Source organism: Nonomuraea sp. NBC_00507 (assembly GCF_036013525.1).
GTDB lineage: Bacteria > Actinomycetota > Actinomycetes > Streptosporangiales > Streptosporangiaceae > Nonomuraea.
Genome location: NZ_CP107853.1, coordinates 7,773,923 through 7,789,790 on the forward strand (window position 1 = coordinate 7,773,923; position 15,868 = coordinate 7,789,790).

General features: G+C 67.7%; 21 protein-coding genes. 9 read left to right on the forward strand and 12 right to left on the reverse strand.

Annotated elements, in window-relative coordinates:
• Positions 1-278 precede the first annotated feature (278 nt).
• Positions 279-953 carry a hypothetical protein gene (locus OHA25_RS37330; protein ID WP_327581622.1) on the reverse strand — a complete coding sequence of 225 codons (675 nt, stop codon included), beginning with the start codon at positions 951-953 and terminating at the stop codon, positions 279-281.
• A gap of 10 nt (positions 954-963) precedes the next feature.
• On the opposite strand from OHA25_RS37330, the gene OHA25_RS37335 reads away from it, so the two are divergent.
• Complete coding sequence (locus OHA25_RS37335) at positions 964-1,362, forward strand: hypothetical protein (protein WP_327581623.1); 399 nt, start codon at positions 964-966, stop codon at positions 1,360-1,362.
• 129 nt (positions 1,363-1,491) lie between these two features.
• On the opposite strand, the gene OHA25_RS37340 is transcribed toward OHA25_RS37335, so the two are convergent.
• The 4 genes from OHA25_RS37340 to OHA25_RS37355 form a co-directional block, all read right to left on the reverse strand.
• The gene (locus tag OHA25_RS37340) at positions 1,492-2,127 is read right to left on the reverse strand and encodes a TniQ family protein (RefSeq protein ID WP_327581624.1); all 636 of its coding nucleotides are present in this window, start codon (positions 2,125-2,127) and stop codon (positions 1,492-1,494) included.
• On the reverse strand, positions 2,124-2,696 hold the full coding sequence (locus OHA25_RS37345; protein ID WP_327581625.1) for a hypothetical protein: 573 nt from the start codon (positions 2,694-2,696) through the stop codon (positions 2,124-2,126). The genes OHA25_RS37340 and OHA25_RS37345 overlap by 4 nt, the downstream gene beginning before the upstream one ends.
• Before the next feature lie 117 nt (positions 2,697-2,813).
• Positions 2,814-3,020 (reverse strand): hypothetical protein, encoded by a 207-nt coding sequence (locus tag OHA25_RS37350; RefSeq protein WP_327581626.1) that lies wholly within the window; start codon positions 3,018-3,020, stop codon positions 2,814-2,816.
• A gap of 236 nt (positions 3,021-3,256) precedes the next feature.
• Entirely contained in the window at positions 3,257-3,568 is a 312-nt protein-coding gene (locus tag OHA25_RS37355; RefSeq protein WP_327581627.1) for a hypothetical protein, read from the reverse strand.
• 262 nt (positions 3,569-3,830) lie between these two features.
• Here OHA25_RS37355 and OHA25_RS37360 point away from each other — a divergent pair, with 262 nt between their 5' ends.
• From OHA25_RS37360 to OHA25_RS37385, 6 genes are all read left to right on the forward strand, one after another.
• Complete coding sequence (locus OHA25_RS37360) at positions 3,831-4,604, forward strand: class I SAM-dependent methyltransferase (RefSeq protein WP_327581628.1); 774 nt, start codon at positions 3,831-3,833, stop codon at positions 4,602-4,604.
• 678 nt (positions 4,605-5,282) lie between these two features.
• Positions 5,283-6,314, forward strand: coding sequence for a pentapeptide repeat-containing protein (locus tag OHA25_RS37365; RefSeq protein WP_327581629.1), 1,032 nt, complete (start codon positions 5,283-5,285; stop codon positions 6,312-6,314).
• A gap of 161 nt (positions 6,315-6,475) precedes the next feature.
• Complete coding sequence (locus tag OHA25_RS37370) at positions 6,476-6,715, forward strand: hypothetical protein (RefSeq protein WP_327581630.1); 240 nt, start codon at positions 6,476-6,478, stop codon at positions 6,713-6,715.
• Complete coding sequence (locus tag OHA25_RS37375) at positions 6,712-7,026, forward strand: hypothetical protein (protein ID WP_327581631.1); 315 nt, start codon at positions 6,712-6,714, stop codon at positions 7,024-7,026. The genes OHA25_RS37370 and OHA25_RS37375 overlap by 4 nt, the downstream gene beginning before the upstream one ends.
• Positions 7,027-7,349: 323 nt before the next feature.
• Positions 7,350-8,255: a recombinase family protein gene (locus OHA25_RS37380; RefSeq protein WP_327581632.1), complete on the forward strand. Its 906-nt coding sequence runs from the start codon at positions 7,350-7,352 to the stop codon at positions 8,253-8,255.
• Between the two features lie 130 nt (positions 8,256-8,385).
• Entirely contained in the window at positions 8,386-8,754 is a 369-nt protein-coding gene (locus OHA25_RS37385) for a hypothetical protein (RefSeq protein ID WP_327581633.1), read from the forward strand.
• A 94-nt stretch (positions 8,755-8,848) separates the two neighbouring features.
• Here OHA25_RS37385 and OHA25_RS37390 read toward each other — a convergent pair whose 3' ends face one another.
• The 7 genes from OHA25_RS37390 to OHA25_RS37420 form a co-directional block, all read right to left on the reverse strand.
• A complete protein-coding gene (locus tag OHA25_RS37390; RefSeq protein ID WP_327591093.1) occupies positions 8,849-12,409 on the reverse strand; it encodes a WD40 repeat domain-containing serine/threonine protein kinase in 3,561 nt (1,186 codons plus the stop codon).
• A gap of 398 nt (positions 12,410-12,807) precedes the next feature.
• The gene (locus OHA25_RS37395; protein WP_327581634.1) at positions 12,808-13,065 is read right to left on the reverse strand and encodes a hypothetical protein; all 258 of its coding nucleotides are present in this window, start codon (positions 13,063-13,065) and stop codon (positions 12,808-12,810) included.
• Positions 13,062-13,520, reverse strand: a complete 459-nt coding sequence (locus OHA25_RS37400) for a hypothetical protein (protein WP_327581635.1) — start codon at positions 13,518-13,520, stop codon at positions 13,062-13,064. The genes OHA25_RS37395 and OHA25_RS37400 overlap by 4 nt, the downstream gene beginning before the upstream one ends.
• A 171-nt stretch (positions 13,521-13,691) precedes the next feature.
• A complete protein-coding gene (locus tag OHA25_RS37405; RefSeq protein ID WP_327581636.1) occupies positions 13,692-14,117 on the reverse strand; it encodes a hypothetical protein in 426 nt (141 codons plus the stop codon).
• Complete coding sequence (locus OHA25_RS37410; protein WP_327581637.1) at positions 14,118-14,327, reverse strand: hypothetical protein; 210 nt, start codon at positions 14,325-14,327, stop codon at positions 14,118-14,120.
• 159 nt (positions 14,328-14,486) lie between these two features.
• Positions 14,487-14,999: a single-stranded DNA-binding protein gene (locus OHA25_RS37415; RefSeq protein WP_327581638.1), complete on the reverse strand. Its 513-nt coding sequence runs from the start codon at positions 14,997-14,999 to the stop codon at positions 14,487-14,489.
• 92 nt (positions 15,000-15,091) lie between these two features.
• Positions 15,092-15,223, reverse strand: a complete 132-nt coding sequence (locus tag OHA25_RS37420) for a hypothetical protein (protein ID WP_327581639.1) — start codon at positions 15,221-15,223, stop codon at positions 15,092-15,094.
• A gap of 45 nt (positions 15,224-15,268) precedes the next feature.
• On the opposite strand from OHA25_RS37420, the gene OHA25_RS37425 reads away from it, so the two are divergent.
• Positions 15,269-15,439, forward strand: coding sequence for a hypothetical protein (locus tag OHA25_RS37425; RefSeq protein WP_327581640.1), 171 nt, complete (start codon positions 15,269-15,271; stop codon positions 15,437-15,439).
• A gap of 61 nt (positions 15,440-15,500) precedes the next feature.
• A complete protein-coding gene (locus OHA25_RS37430; RefSeq protein ID WP_327581641.1) occupies positions 15,501-15,809 on the forward strand; it encodes a GNAT family N-acetyltransferase in 309 nt (102 codons plus the stop codon).
• Positions 15,810-15,868: the final 59 nt, after the last annotated feature.

Below are 15,868 nucleotides of genomic sequence, written 5' to 3' on the forward strand. Positions count from 1 at the left end.
TGCGTACCAAAAACACTCGCAGAGTAATTGCGACTCGCAAGATCGCTCGCAACCTAACTCTGCCACTCGCAACCTAACTCTGCCACTCGCAACCTTCGGCGATACAGGACATGCACTGTCTCGTTCGGGCGAAATCGTCGTACTGGCTAGCGTCTGACGTGCAAGAAGTCAGGTTGTTCCGAACGATGGATGCCACCTCTGTCCGGAATAACTCTGCATTTTCGGTACTCGGCGCTTCTCCTTTGGGTTTTCACGGAGCAGGCCGCCTTTCGTGATGATTACGATTTGATCAGTGCGTAGTCTTTGGACGCCTCCATGGCGACCAGGAACCGGTATCTCTTCTGGTTCCGCAGCCAGGTGTCGAGCCACGGTTTCCCTTCCGGCGCCCAGTAGTAGGGGTCATACATGCCGCCGTCCGGATCCCATACCGTGGCACCCGGCATGACGTCGTTGAACCCCGGGTCCTTGCTGTGAGCCGGCGTGGTGAAGGTCATCGTCAAGCCGGCGCAGTCGAGGTTGGGCAGGTCGCCAACATCGTAGATGCGCAGGCTGTCCTGCGGATCTGGTTTGCCTCCGAACTCACGCCAGTAGCCCCTGAGCTCGGCTGCCGAGCAGTCGGGTAACCGGCCCAGGAGGCCCTCGATGTCTCCGTTCCAGGCGTAGGCGCGGTAGAGGCTGAGCGTGCACTTGGATGAGAAGTCCTCCATGTTCTTGGCATCGTCATTGCCCTTCCTGCACCGATCGAGCCCGCTGTGGCTGATCTTCTTGGCCAGGCCCGCGGCTTTGGCCATCTGATTGAGACGGCTGTTCAGCGCCTGCCTGGCCGTGAACCCCAGCTTCCCCACCTCGGGGTCCGAGGGCGAGATCAGGGGCGGCTCTGCCGCCGAGGAGCAGGCTGCGAGGGTGATCGACACGATGGACACCAGCATGACAAGGAATGGAAGCTTGGTCATGGTCCATTTGATGTTCATGAGAGAGGCGCGGTTCCCGAGAAGAGAGCATCCCGTGGACATTGAAGTCGCTGTTCGCATCACTTCCCTTCTCTTGGGATTCCGCGGTTTGTCTTTCGGAGACGTAGGTGACGTTGTTCGGGAGGCGCCAGGATCCGGGGTGCTGGTGCTTCCTGAAGTCGCGGCGCGCTTCGCGTTGACGGTCGAGTTGATGGCTGTCCAGGCGCTCGGTGGGTGTGCCGTCGACCGTGCGGTCTCGGTTTTCGGGGAAGGTGAGGCGGGGCCTGAGACGTTCGGTGCCGAGTGCTCCTTGGAGCCATGCCTCGATGCTGATGGAATCGAAACTGCCCCGGCCGGCGCGTCCGAGTGCGTGGCTGAGAGGGGCGAGTGCCATGGTGTGGCCATCGCCTGAACTGAGTGTCTTCTCTGCGAGCTGGCGCCCAGCGGGAGAGAAGAACAGCTCAGTCAGGCGGACAGCCTCGGGATAGATTGCCGCGACGGACAGCCAGCCGTCGAAGGCCTTGAAGCGAATGCCGAGCCGTTAGACGCGGACGAGCCGTTCGAGGCGCGCTGACCAGGGATTTTCTGGGTCTGGCGGCCCATGGGGCCGTATGTGGGCGCAGAGGTTGAGCGAGGCTTCGAAGCCGTTGAAGCAGCGGAGCCAGCCGTGACGGTGCACCAGCCGCCGGTGACGACGTTGGGCGTCAGGTAGTTCCGGGATGTGGTTGGTCAGCCGTCGCGGGTGAGGCACGGCGCCGAGGGGTTCGACGGTGCCCTTGCCGACCTTCTCAGCCGGCCCGAACCAGTAGCCGTGGTCGGTGCAGAGGAACTCGTGGTGGGCGAGCAGGCGTTGGACGCGGCCTCCTGGGTGTCGGGCGGTGCAGAGTGGACATGCCCATTGGGCCAGGTGACGCAGTTGCGCCCAGTCCGGCGGCGGGTAGCGCAGTTCGGGCAGGGCCCGCTGGAGAGCCGGGAGCGAATGGCCGGTGAGGGCCGCGAGCTGCTCGGCCACGAGCAGGCGGCGGGGCAAGGTGGGCCGGATGCGTTTGCTCAGGCAGCGCCACAGCTCTTTGTAGGGCATGCCGTGGACGTCGGCCAGGCGCGCGACGTAGGAGGTGAGCGTCTCCTGGTGAGCGGGGCGGAACGCGATGGGCAGTCGTCGCAAGAGCGGCCTCATGCGCTGGCTCCTCTCGCGCGTGCTTGCTTCGGGTTGCCCGTGCCGGTGGGGCGCGTTTCGGCGGCGTGATCGAGGCGGATGGCGTCCAGGTGGGCTTTGGTGATCTTCTCGCTGCCGTCGAGGATGGCGTCGATCGCCGCGCCGCGGATGAGGTGGGACAGGCTGCCGATCATGCCGTTGGTGCGCTGGTGCAGGTAGTCGGGCAGCGCGGTCAGCGTGCCGGTCGCATGCTGCGCAAGGGGCAGCGTGGACTCCAGGCTGGCGATCAGCGCGCGCCACTCGGCGCGCTGTTCCGCGGTGCCATAGGCGAACGCGGTGGTGGGGATGGTGGTGAACCGGCTGGCGATCTGCCGGCCCCGGGGACCGGAGAACAGGCCTGCGCGTTCGACGTCGACGCCGGCGTAGACGAACGTGGCGGGCAGGCGCTCGGCGAAGTACTTCAGCTGGTCGGAGACTTCGGCGCCGGCCCGGGTGGCCAAGGAGATGTTGTGGATTTCATCGACCAGGACCAGCTCGACGTGCAGGCGGACGGCGGTGACGCACGCGCCGGAAATCATCGACGAGGCCATCGACGAGTACCGCTTCGCGCTGCCTGGCCCAGACGGGGCTGTCGTGGAGCGGCGACTGGATGAAATCACGTTGCCCGCTGGGCTCTGATCCCACAGGGTGTGGCCACGCAGCCCGGGTCAGCCGGGCTGGTGGCCGCGCCGGATGGCGGCCACCAGCGCGGCGGCTTCGCTGGTGGTCACTTCGGCGCGCCGCTCGTCGAGGAAGACGAGGCCGGGGCAGTCCGGCTGGTATTCCTCGCCGGGCGGGGCGTGGCCCTTCTGGCAGGGCAGGACGGAACGAACGTCGGCGAAGTTGTAGACGCCGGTCACCTGGTGGTGCTGCACGATGGCCAGCGGTTATGCGCCGGCTGCGGCAAGCGCTTCCTGGCGACCGGTCGTCGGCTGCGGGGATGATCAGGGCGGCTCTGATGGTGGCGTAGTAGCCGTACTCCGCGGTGGGAGCCGGGATACCACGGGCAGGATTGGCGGGCATGCGCTCTCCGAACAGCTGTGAAGGGAAGGGATGGGCCGGGTGGGCGGCCGACCCCGCCGCGAGGAAAGAGGGCGGGGCCAGCAGGAGGTCAGAAGGGCGCAGCCATGCCGGTGCCGTGGCAGTGCTCGCACCGGTCGTTACCGCCGGGCCGGGCGTTACGGTGGGTGGCCAGCTCCGTGGCGATCAGCCGGTGCAGCCACGTGGTGCGGCCGGGCCCGAGGGGGAAGACGTAGCGACGATGCTCATCGGTGACGTCGACGATGAACTCGTCGCCGGGCTCGAAGACGCCGTCGGCGGGGTAGGCCGGCAGGCTCTGCAGCAGAGCTCGCACCAGGATGTCGGCGCGGGCGGCGTCGGCCTGGCGGACGGAGGGTCGCGTACGCCAGATGCGGCCGAGCAATGCCGCCAGCCTGTACGGCTCCCCGCTCGGGTCGCCGTCATACGGGGCAATGTAGCGCTGAGTAACAGGGGGTCCCGGGAGTACTGGACACGCTGCGTATCAAGTTCGGACGTATTGATAGTTCCGAAGCGCCGACACCACGGCGAATGACGCGGATCAGCTCGCGCTATCCGCGGCATGCGCGGACGGGTTGTCCTTGCGAAAACCATTGGTGCCCGGCTTGCTCCGATGATGGACTGACGTCCCGCCGTGAGTCTGCCGCGTGACGGAGGTAGTGGTTGTGACGGAGTATGACGTGCTTGCCGAGGTGTATGAATGGCTTATCTCGGATGCAAAGTTGCCTCCAGCCGAGTTCGCTGCGTCGTTCGATGACGTCCTCAGTCTCCTGCCGTCGAACGCTCACGTCCTCGACTGTTCGTGCGGAACCGGACAGTTGGCGGTTGGCCTCGCCGGTCGTGGCATGCAGGTTGTTGCAACTGACGCCAGCGAAGCGATGGTTCGTCGGACTGCAGAGTTGTCTGAGGAGTTCGGGGCATCCGTCCGGGCCATGCGGGCGAACTGGGAAGAGTTGCCCGACCATTTCGAGGACGACACGTTCGACATGGTGTTCTGCGTTGGCAACTCGCTTCACCATGCCGCGGGCGCGACAGGCAGGGGTGCTGCTCTGGAGGCGATGTCACGGCTTCTGCGCCCTGGCGGGCGCTTGGTGCTCACATCCCGCACTTGGGAACTCGTGAGGGCCAGAGGTTCCCGGCTGGACATCAGTGACCGACTCGTCCGCCGGAACGGTCGCGATGCCGTCGTGGTCTACCGCTGGGAGATTGCGCCGCATTGGGAGCAGGAGCACCACATCGAGATTGCGATCGCGCAAGTTGATGCGACCGGGCTGGTTCTTGTCCGCTCGGAGCTGCTGTCCTGCTGGCCCTACCGGTACGAGGAACTCGAAGTCGAGCTGCACCGGGTCGGACTCCGGACGGAAGTGAGCACGTTCGATCTTGAGGCCGAGAACTACATGGTGGTCGCGAGCAAGGTATAGACACCGGGCTCTCAGTCCCCGGTCGGACCGCGCTGTTGCTCGCAGGACGCTTGCGCCCTCTCATCGGTGATCTTCTACCTTGCCCCGGGTGACGCCGACCCGAGCACCGAGCCTGTACGGCCACGGGCGTGTGGCGGGACGAGGGTGGATGAGGTCGCTGGAGTCCATGGCCGCTCCCTTTTGTGCGGGGCGCCCTTGGCCTGGGCGCCCTGTCCGGTGTTCCGATGAGGGAGGGCCCGCGGCCGGAGCAAGGGAACGCAACTTGGAGAACCCCGCCGCAGCCAAGAATGTTTTGGCGCCGTAACTGCGCAGGGGCGGCGTAGAGGTGACGTAGCAGCGCCAAAAGATCTGTGGCGGAGGCGGGAAGAGCCGGGTTGCGTGGACGAGCCCGGCTGCGAGGCTTGACCGAGTGGAACGCCGAGGGCGGCCGACCGTTGGCGCCTCAATCGGGCGCAAGGGGGAAGCCCCGGTTACGCGGTCCGGTCAGCGCCCGGCGCGGTGCCACGGACGACCCGGCGCTCCACATGGGCAGGCCTGGCTACCCGTGCGGCTCGGGATCGTCGGGCTTCGCACGCTGACGACCCACCCAGAGGTGGCCCGCAGCCCGGCCGTCACGGTTCATCAACAGCAGTCTCCGCACCCGAGCGCGAACCCTCCATCCTGCGTCACAGTGGAGCCGTGAATCGCTGGCGATGGATCCCGCAGGCCATCTGGCTCCTCCTGGCCGTCATCGGCTTAGCCTCGCTGCTGGCCTTGGTCTGGGTCATCGGCCCCGGAGCGACATGGGTCCTGGCCACCTTCGACGGCGTACGGCCAGAGACCCTTCCTGGGAAGGACTTGGCGGCCGCGCTGGACGCGATCAGAGGACGTGCTCTGGCGATCGCCACCGGGATCGCCGCGCTCGCAGCGGTGTACTTCACTGCACGCAACGCCCAGACCGCCCGCCAGGGCCACATCACCGACCGGTACACCAAGGCGATCGAGCAGCTCGGCTCCGACAAGATCGACGTCCGGTTGGGCGGTATCTACGCATTGGAGCGGATCGCCCGCGACTCTGCCCGTGACCATCCCACCGTGATGGAGGTGCTGGCGGCGTTCATCCGGGAGAACGCCCGCAGGCCTGCCGACGCCCCCCAAAAGCCCGGCGGCGGAAAGCGGGGACCTCGGCGATGGAAAATCGATCGTGAGGAGGAGAAGGAGGTGCCCCGTGTCGACATCCAAGCTGCTTGCTCGGTCCTCGGTCGCCGGCTCGTCAGGCAGGACGCCCCGCGGGCGAGGATCGACCTCACGGGTGCGTATCTGGCCGGCGTGCGCTTGTGGCGGGCGAAGCTGGCCCGCGCCGATTTTTCGAGGGCGATACTCGCTGGCGCGGATTTGATTGAAGCCGACCTCAGCGATGCGTCCTTCATGCGCACCGATCTCTCTGAGGCCAAGCTGGACCGCGCCACGCTCACCCATGCCTCCATCTCTGACGCGACCATTACCTACGCCGACATGACGGGGGCCGATCTTCGTCGCGCGATCCTGAGCAATGTCGACCTCACCGGTACCGATCTTCGCGCCGCGGACATCCGCAATGCGCTCTTCATCGGCAACCTCACGTTGACTTGGGCAAGTACCTCCGAAATCAAATGGACCGAGCAGAGTGCGTGGAAGGAGGCGGTCAGCCGGGCTCGTGAGGCGCGGCGGGAGGAGGAGCGGGAGGGATAGCCAGCCTGCGACTCAGCTAGGTCGAGAATGATCGACGAGGCTAATGAACGGTTTCTCTAGAGACCGCCAGGCCGGTTACCGCGCCCTCAAGCGGTGAGATTCCCAGCACCACTAATAGCCGCACTAGTAGTGTGACCACCATGCCGACTACCATCGCGAGTATGGGTACGACAAGGAACGGTTCCTACAGCCTGAGCGAGATCGCGCACGGCTTCATCGAGGCCGGCGCCGAACGCGATCGGCTCAGCAAGTCGGCCTACGTCGAGCAGGCCGTCATCTACTACGCCATCGCCACGGGAGCGCCAACCGTCGACGCTGACGAGGCGTTCGCCGAAGCGCTGGTCGATGAGCAGGAAGCTGCCGCGGCTGATGATGAGTTCCGGGAGCGGGGCGCCGCGTGATCCCACTCACTGCGGGCGGGGTCTACCTCTACAGCCCGAAGGGCATCGACCGTGAGCGCTTGATGCTCGTCACGTCCGCGGCCGCCGTACTCGAGTCCCGCCGCCGGTTCATCATCGGCCTGGCGGTCATGTCCTCCCATGACGGCGACACGCTGACGGTGCCGATCACCGTGAACGGCGCCCGTCGCTACGTCAACTGCACCCAGCCGATGCGGCTGATCCGCGACTGGTTCTTGGAGCACCACGACACCATCTCCCCTCAGGAGTTGGAGGCCGTACGGGCGTACCGCCGACTGTCGGAAGACCTGTGAAGCGCTGAGAAGATCCAGGAGCTCCCGCACCGCTCCTGGATCTCTCGACGGAGCGCATGGCCGCCGCATGTTGCCTCGCTGTGTGGGCTCGTTGAAGGATCACCGGCGACCCGCCACAACCGAAGTTTCCTCCGGTTTCCGGTCCGACCACCCGGACCGGGACTCTCCGTCACCAAAGATAGCGCCGCATGGTTCTCATAAATGACCAGTTGTGACAGTTCTGAGAACGCGCCAAAACATGCCCGATTTGCCCGGATTCTCGTTCGCAGAACACCTCTCAAAACTCCTGAAATTTGAGAGATACTTCTGAGAGACTGTCGGGCATGGACTTGACCCCCGCCGGCGCCGCAGATGCGATCGAACGCCGCGACTGCCCCAAATGTGTGGCACCGGCCGGCAGCGCCTGCCGTACCCGCGGCGGCAAGACCGCGACCAAGTACCACACCGCGCGTTTCATCCTCGTCCCCTCCCTCCGGGAGGAGCTCGAGGTGCCGGTGCCCGACGACCGCGGGCCCGGGCGGCCCGGGCGGCCCTGGCGGCAAGGACCATCGATTGAGGCGCGCCCCGAAACCAGCCTCGCCGCCAAGCCGATCCGGATCGGGTATGCGCGCTGCGCGACCGCGCAGCAGGAGCTGCAGAGCCAGCTGGATGCGCTGGAGGCCGCGCAGTGCAAGCGGATCTTCTCCGAGAAGATCAGCACCCGCGTCAAGGTGCGGCCCGAGCTGGAAAAGGCCCTCAAACTCGCGCATGACATCAAGCTGGCCGCGCCTGACCAGCCGGTCATCCTCGCCGTGCATGAGCTCAAGCGCCTGGCCCGCAACGCGGCCGAGCTGATGACCATCTCGGCCACCCTGCAGACCGGCGACATCCAGCTCGAACTCCTCACCGGCCCGCTCACCGGCGTCTACGACCCCAGCGGCATGGGCTCGATGCTGTTCGTCGTGCTGGCCGTGGCCGCCCAGCTCGACCGCAACTACATCCGGGAGAAGACGCTGGAGGGCCAGATGGCCGCCGCGGCCAAGGGCAACCACGGCGGACGGCCGAAGGTCATTGACGACGACATGCTGCTGTTCGCCCGCGCGCTGAAGGACAACGGCACCCCGGTGCCCGAGATCGCCAAGAAGCTGACCATCAAGACCGGCAAGAACGCGGGCAAGCACCCCTCGGTGGCGTCGCTGTACCGGGCCTTGGCCGAGGCCGAAAACACCGAACCCGCAGGCCACGTGTGATGATCTCGCGCGCGCCGGCGAGCGCGAGGGTTCCTGCGGAACATCTGCCGACCAGAATAGGAGAAGTCCCCATGCCCGTATCCCAGGTGCGTCTGCAGGCCAGCCAGGACGGCCGCTGCTCCTGGACGCCTTGATCAAGCATGACCAGTTTCGAGATGACTACGCCGGTGGCGGCGTCGACCCGTTGGGCACTCGACACGGTCCCTACTGGCTGAGCAATATCACCACCGACGCCTACGAACCGGTGGACGAAATGACCGCGATCGATGTCCTGAGAAGCTGGGCCAGCCAGTATGGAGGTCTGCCCAAACAGGTGGAAGAGGTCTTGAACCACGAGGTCTATGCGCTCATCCGGGCGGCCACGAGCCGATATCGCCTCAAAGAGCTTGGCCGGTCTGAGTTCCACGACTGGGGTGGCGTCCACACCGAATTCCATGAACTCATCGTCGTGGACCGGGCTAGCAGAAACCTGACTCTGATCATCGCAGCTGACGACTGACAGCACCACAGTCGAGAACCACTGACGCAAGCGCCCACCTGCCGGCAGCGGGAATGGTACCAAAACTCGTTCGCCGACAGCCCCTCGAAGATCGTCAACTGGCACCGAAACTCATGCGAACTTGGCGCTCGAACTCATTCGCCAAACCACTACTGGATATGGACCCGCGGACTGCCGATTCTGCGGATCGGCACAGCGTGAAAGGCTCGACGCCGGGCAGGTGGCGTGACCATTCAGCGGCGGTGAGTGTACGGCCCGCGCGTGCGCACACTGTCGCGGCCACGTGCCGCTCGTCCACGTCGTGCACACGGATCGTGCCGTCGGAGGCGGCGGTGTGGAGTTTCGTACCGTCCGCAGAGAATGCCACCCACCCGCTGCCGGTGCCGTTCGCCACCTGGTTTCCGTCGAAGAGGACGCCCAGCGGTCGCCGGCTCGGCACGTCCCAGAGACGTACGCGCGAGACCTGCTCGTACGTCGCGATCGTGCGCCCATCAGGCGACCAGGCCAGCATGGTGGCCTGGCTGCCCGGCACCGCGGGGAACTCGGCGATCCGGGTCCTGATGTCGCCGTCCCACAAGGTGAGCCGGCCGGTGGGCCCGGAGAATGCCACCTGCCGGCCGTCCGGGCTGAAGGCGAAGGCACCGGCGAGCTGCCCGGTGCCCGGCGCGGGAGGCCGGGTGACGCCCTTCGCCGGATCGATGAGCTGGAGCGGGTTACCGGTCACGAGCAGCCGTCCGTCGGGGCGGAAGGCGAGGTCGTTCGCGCCCGTCCCGGTCTCCGCTCGTTGAAATCCGCGTTCGAGGTCCCACAGTTCGACGCGATCGTGCTCCCCGTAGCGCGACACGGCCAGCGTGCGTCCGTCCGGGCTGAACGCCAGCGCCTGGGCGCCCTGCTTGCGGTCGCCCTCCAGCTTGAGCCGGGCCGACACCTTATGCCCGGTCAAATCCACGACGTGGACCGTGTCACCGGCGGCCAGGGCGAGCCGGCGTCCGTCGGGACTGAAGGCGGTCGCACTGCCGCCACTGCCTGACCAGCTGATCGGTTTCATCAAAGAGCGGCCCCTCGCCGTGTCCCTGACCTCCATCCGCTCGTTGTCCCAGATCGCGGCCAGCACGCGCGTGGAGGGGTCCAGCCGTACGTTCCCGCCTTCGATGCCGCCGCTGATCGGCGGGTCGAACACCATCGAGACGTCCTCGGTGTGGACGGCGCCGTATCCGTCCAGATAGCGGACGGCCCGGTCGGGGAGGTCGAAGCGGAGCCCGCTGGCGAAGGCGGGCATGACCCGGCTGTACGCCGTTTCAAAGGTGGAGCGCCGCCGAAACGTCAGCCGGTCCCAGCCGCCCCAGTCGGCGATGAAAGCGTCGCCGAAGACGAAGCCGGCCTCTTGGCCTGTCTCGCCCTTCTGGCCCATCACTTCCTCTCTGGATGGCAGCTCGAGCACACGGAGCCTGGTCTCCGTGTCCGAATTCAGAAGCTCCGTGGTCACCATCATCTTGCCGTCGTCGCTGAAGGCGGTCTGGTTGATGGTGCCTTTGTCCCGCCCGAGCCACGGGATCGGCGTCTTCTTGCCCCGGCGCAGGTCCCACAACTCCGCGTCATGGCCCTTCACCACGTAGCCGAAGCGGCCGTCCCGGCTGATCGCGTTGAGCGCGGCTCCCGAGGGGGCGGTGAGCTGCTTGCGCTTGGCGACGTCCCACCATTCGGGTATGGCTTTCGCCCCCCAGGGGATGGCCAGGTAGCGCCCGGAGCCGTCGAAGCTCAGTGTGCCTCCCGCCGATTGCCTGCCTTGACGGGCGATGGGGGCGCCGAGCGGTCTTCCGGTGCGCGTGTCCCACAGCCGTACCTCCTTGTCGTCGAGGAGGGCCAGGGTGTGCCCGTCGGGGGCGAGCGCGGCTTGGGACACGTTCGCGCTCACCCCGGACAGCGCGCCGATCCGCCGTTTGCCGGTGACGTCCCAGATCCTGGCCGTCCCGCCGTCCACGGACACGAGCACGCGGCCGTCCTGGCTGAGGTTCAGCACGGTCGCGGCCGTGTAGTCGGGGTCGTGGAAGACGGAGGTCGTGGTCTGAGAGAGCGAATCGTAGAGCGCGCCGCGGGTCTCGGGCAGCTCCGGGCTCAGCCGCCAGCCGGCCACGCTCAGCAGCTTCGCGACCTGGGGGTCGCTCTGCCGCAGGTCGGCGGCTCGCAGCGCGAGCTCCCGCGCCAGCGCGTCGTCGCGCTGGCGGTTCGACTCCCTGCGCAGGTATTCGGCCGTGCCCAGCCCGCCGAGTGTGGCCACCAGTAGCACGGCCAGGGCGGCCGCGACCAGGTTGCGCCGCCTGGACTGCCTGCGGGCCTGCCGGGAGGCGGCGTCGAGGTATTCGCGTTCGCGTCTGGCCAGCGTGAGGTCCTTGCGCTCGGCTGCGGCCCAATGGAGCGTCCGGTCCAGGGCCGAGCCGTGCATCAGATCGGCGGGTCTCCTGCCGTGCGACTCCCACTCGGCGGCGGCGTCGGCGAGGCGGCGATGCACGGGCAGCCCGGCGCTGTTGCCCGCCACCCAGTCCCGGAGCCTGGGCCAGGCGCGCAGCAGGCCCGGCATGGCCAGCGCGTACGCCGTCCCGGTCCGCGTGACGATGCCCGCCGCGGCGAACACGTCGAGCAGCGCGTCGACGGCCGGGGTCTCGGGCAGCTCGTCCCGGCCGACCGGCCGGAGCGTGTCGCCGTCGATCATCCGCAGGAAAACCTCGGGCACGCTGGCCCGCTCGGTCTCGGTGAGCTCGGCATAGAGCTCCTCGGCGATCGCGCCCAGGTCCGGTTCCGCCCGGCCCTTCAGCGTGCCGGCCAGCGTGCCACCGCGCACCAGCGGGTCCTCCTCGGCGGCGTCGCCCGCGACGGTGTCGTCGAGCAGGCGCAGCAGCACCTCCCTGGCGGTCGGCCGGTCGGCGGCGTTCCCGGACAGGGCGGCCGCCACGAGGGAGCCGAGCGGTTCCGGCAGCCCGGCCACGTCCGGCTTGAAGCCGAGCAGCCGCCCGATGACCGCCATCGGGTCACCGGGCTCGATCGCGTCCCTCCCCCGGGCCGCGAACAGCACGACCAGGCCCCACGCCCACAGGTCGGCCGCCTCGGTCACGGCCCGCCCGTCGAACACCTCCGGCGACATGTAGTTCGGCGTGCCCATGATCGGACCGCTCGTGGTGGGCCCGACCTCTCTGGCGACACCGAAGTCGATCACCCGGGGGCCGTCGGGGCCCAGGATGATGTTGTCCGGCTTGAGATCGCGGTGGACGATGCCGGCCTGGTGGATGGCGGTCAGCGCGGTCGCCACGCCGACGGCCAGGCGGCGCAGCCGGTCGCCCTCATAGGGGCCAGACTCGGCCACGACCTGCCGCAGGCTGAGGCCGGGGACGTACTCGCTGACGATGTACGGCGGGGCCGCCTCGACCTGCGCCTCGATCACCTTGGCGGTGCAGAACGAGGCCACCCGCTGGGCCGCCGACGCCTCCTTGGCCAGCCTGGCCCGCGCCTGCGCGCCCTCGGACCTGGGCACCTTGATCGCGACCCGCTCACCCGGCTCGCCGTACGCCTCGTAGACGACGCCCTGGCCGCCCGCGCCGAGGCGGCCGACCAGCCAGTAACGCCCCAGGCGGTGCGGGTCGGAAGAAGTGAGAGGAACCATCAAGTCCGCCATTCTGCTCGATCGGGGTCGTCCCGGACCATAGGGCGGCGGATGTTGAGGCGATGTTGAGGATCCGCCCAGGCCGGTGGCAAGCGCTTGCGTGCCGCGCAAGGACCGGGTCGCAAGCACCTTTTGCGACACGGAGAGGTCGCCAGCCGAACGACCGCACGAATCCGTCCAGTGACTGGTGACGTTCACCGCGGAGACGCCGTACTGGGAGCCGGGGCCGGTGATCCCCACTGGTCACCTGACGTCAACCCGAGCGGTGGGCCTCAACGTGCCACACGTGGAAGAAAAGATCATCTCTCTCTGACCTGCGAGAAGAGTACAGAGACCCAAGATAACGGTCGAGGCCGGCCGCGACGACGTGCCGATCCGCCTCCTGTCCTGCAAGCCCCTCACCACCGAAGACCAGGAGGTTCCATGATGACGATCACCAGCCCCGAGCAGACCACCCCAGACGCCGAGCAGGCCGAGCGCTGGCGGACGCCGTACAGCTCGTACCCGCCCAGCCGCCGGTTGGTGATCTTCGCCCGGCCGATGCGCTGGTAGACGCTGTAGGACCAGCCGGTGCCGCCGGGCCGCGGCTCGACTGGAAACAGCTCGCCGGCGGGCGGATCGTCCTGGCCCGCCGGCGAGGCCGGTTCCGTGGTCACGGGGCGGCGCTTTGCTCGTCGCGGGCCTTCACCGCCGCACGCGCCGCCTCGATCAGCTTGTTGGCCTCGGCGACGCCCCAGTCATATTCCTCCTGGGTGATGGGGTCGGGCCTGTCGTGCCCGCGGCGGACCTTGAACAGGATGTAGACCAGGACGGACCGCACCAGCTCCGCGTCATGGCCACGACCCTTGACCCAGATCGCCACGAACGTGGCCAGCAGCTCGATGGCGCGCCGGTACTGCTCCCCATCGTCGGCGGCGTGCGGGCCTTCGGCATCGGCGTAGGCCTCGCGCGGGTCGTCACGCCAGGGGTTGGTGACCACGGTGCGGGCGACGATGCGCGCGTCGACCGGCATCGTCAGGCGCGGGTCGGCGCGGCCCTGCCAGGTCCTGGTCTGGCCGAGCAGGCGCATGACGGCGTTGTAGTCGCCGGGGACGTCGGACTCGGTGACCATCTCTTCGAGGCGGCCGCGGGGAAACCCGCTGTGCCGTATCGCGTACTCCAGGACGATGCTTTCCGCAGGGGCCAGGGCGGGTCGTCTCCTTTGCTGGACGGAAAAAGGAAACGACTCCGGCGCGAGAACGCCGGAGGCGGAAGGGAGCGGAGGAGTGGGCTGAGTCGGGGATCAGTGCCGGGTCTTCGTCCGCTCCTCGTCGGTGAAGCCGTAGGTTCCCGTCTCGGTGCCGCGGGCGATCATCTGGCCCGCCGAGGTCAGGGCGGCCTCGCTGAGGTCGTGGTCGTACTGGATGGCGGTGTCGGAGTCGATGCCGAGGTGTTCGGCCAGCGCGTGAATGGCGTTGTTGGCGCCCAGCAGGACGAACTTCCAGAGGCGCTTCTTGCCCTGCAGTTCGCTTATCAGTTCGCGGACCGTGCGCTGGTTGAACGTCCGGGAGGCGTTCTCCAGGCCGTCGGTCAGCATGACGGTGATGATCTCGTCAGGCCGGTACGGCTTGGGCAGGCCGCGCACGAAGTGGCGGGCCTGGGTGATGGTCTGGCCCATCGCGTCCAGCAGCGCCGTCTGCCCGCGAGGGTGAAGCGTGATCGCGGGCACCTAGCTCAGGTCGCGGTTGGTGAACAGCGGCTCGACCTCGTGGTCGAACTGGGTCAGCGACACCGTGGTACGGCCGGGCACGTTGCGCTGTTCGACCAGGAAGGCTCGCGCTCCCTGCTCGGTCTGCGTCTTGATCGAATGCATGGAGTAGGAGCGGTCGAGGAGGAGCTGGATGAGGCGCCAGCGCTCAGTGGGGGCGATCGAGGTCATGGTGTTCTCCATGCGGTAGCGAGGGAATCAGCGGATCCCGCGCGGCGCGCGGGCGTATGGCCGCAGTCCGGGCAGGACTGGGCGGATCACGAATGGCGCCCCAAGGAGGACGGTCGGGGCGGCCGCTCCTGGACCGGGGAGCGGCCGCCAGCTGGTGGGCTAGAACTCCGGGGCGGGGTCGTAAGCCCCGGCCCCGGCTCCGGCCATGGCGGGCGCCGGCTCGCCGGCGGCCGGCCCGGCGTCCTGGCCTTCGGCGGGCATGCCGTCCCAGGGGTTCTGCGGGGGAGTGTTGACGGTGCGGCTGCCGCGAACCTTGACCACCTTGGCTGTGGCGTGGCGCATGGACGGGCCGATCTCGTCGACCTCCACCTCGTAGACGGTGCGCTTTTCGCCTTCCTTGGTCTCGTAGGTGCGCTGCTTGAGCCGGCCCTGCAGGATGACCCGCATGCCCCGCTGCAGGCTCTCGGCGGCGTTCTCGCCCATCTGCCGCCACACGTTGCAGGTCAGGAAGAGGCTGTCGCCGTCCTTCCACTCGTTGGTCTCGCGGTCCATGAACCGCGGGGTGGACGCGAGGCGGAAGCGGGCCACCGCCTGGCCGGTCGGGGTGAAGCGCAGCTCGGGGTCGTCGACGAGGTTGCCGATGAGGGTGATGACGGTGTCGCCGGCTGCCATGGTGTCCTCCAAGGACGTCAGGTGGGATGAGCGGTTGCCGAAGCGGGACGGGAACGGAGCGGGCGGGGGCCGCGGCCCCCGCCGGGCAGGACCTAGAAGGGGATCTCGCGGTCGGCGACCGTCGCCAGCCGGTACGCCTCGACCTGCTCGCACACGCACCCCAGGCAGATGCGGCCGCCGTCGGTGGTCGGCCAGCTGTGCTCGAGGGTGAACCGTTGGCGCACCTGCTGCAGGCGGTGATGTCCGTGCGGTAGAGGGGGAGGCCGAGCTTGAGGGTCATGGTGTGGGCCGGCACCGACGCCTTTCACCGGCACCTGGCCGAGCAGTTCGCGCGCCACCACGACGATCCGCTGCAGGCCTATTTGCACGCCGCGCTCGTGATGGTCGCCGAGCACCGTGACCACGAGATCATCGGCACGCTGATCGCTTACCTGCAGTAACGTCGTGGAGGATCATCTACAGCGCACCGCGGCGCGTACCGATCCCCGGGAAGCGCAGAAAATGATCACGATCGGCGCGATCGGCCTCGCAAAAATCAAGGCGATGGCCGTGGCCGAGACCGCACGTCGCTGCGGGATCGGCGCGGCACTGCTCAAGCGCTGCAAACAGGTCTACTTCCACTGCGGCTACCTGCTGCTGTACAAGGCGATGCCGCCCACCCCCGGGCTGGACGCCTTCTACCGGCGGCAAGGCTTCCAGGTGCTGGAGGCCGGGGCGCCGTTGGACATGTGGATGGTCTTCGGTGTCCATTCGCGCATCCAACCGGGCGTTGACGAACGCTACTTCGTCCGCTTCCAGCCGCCACGCTGAGATACCGCAGCCGACGTCGTCAGGTGACCGGGCGAAGAAGTCACGCCCGGCACGGAATG

Bases quoted from the DNA above. Each gene is read 5' to 3' on its own strand.
- OHA25_RS37410 (WP_327581637.1), bottom strand. From the start codon at position 14,327: ATGACCTCGATCGCCCCCACTGAGCGCTGGCGCCTCATCCAGCTCCTC.
- OHA25_RS37330 (WP_327581622.1), bottom strand. From the start codon at position 953: ATGACCAAGCTTCCATTCCTTGTCATGCTGGTGTCCATCGTGTCGATC.
- OHA25_RS37430 (WP_327581641.1), top strand. From the start codon at position 15,501: ATGATCACGATCGGCGCGATCGGCCTCGCAAAAATCAAGGCGATGGCC.
- OHA25_RS37345 (WP_327581625.1), bottom strand. From the start codon at position 2,696: ATGGCCTCGTCGATGATTTCCGGCGCGTGCGTCACCGCCGTCCGCCTG.
- OHA25_RS37390 (WP_327591093.1), bottom strand. From the start codon at position 12,409: ATGGTTCCTCTCACTTCTTCCGACCCGCACCGCCTGGGGCGTTACTGG.
- OHA25_RS37370 (WP_327581630.1), top strand. From the start codon at position 6,476: ATGGGTACGACAAGGAACGGTTCCTACAGCCTGAGCGAGATCGCGCAC.
- OHA25_RS37415 (WP_327581638.1), bottom strand. From the start codon at position 14,999: ATGGCAGCCGGCGACACCGTCATCACCCTCATCGGCAACCTCGTCGAC.
- OHA25_RS37400 (WP_327581635.1), bottom strand. From the start codon at position 13,520: ATGGTCACCGAGTCCGACGTCCCCGGCGACTACAACGCCGTCATGCGC.
- OHA25_RS37335 (WP_327581623.1), top strand. From the start codon at position 964: ATGTTCATGAGAGAGGCGCGGTTCCCGAGAAGAGAGCATCCCGTGGAC.
- OHA25_RS37340 (WP_327581624.1), bottom strand. From the start codon at position 2,127: ATGAGGCCGCTCTTGCGACGACTGCCCATCGCGTTCCGCCCCGCTCAC.
- OHA25_RS37380 (WP_327581632.1), top strand. From the start codon at position 7,350: ATGGACTTGACCCCCGCCGGCGCCGCAGATGCGATCGAACGCCGCGAC.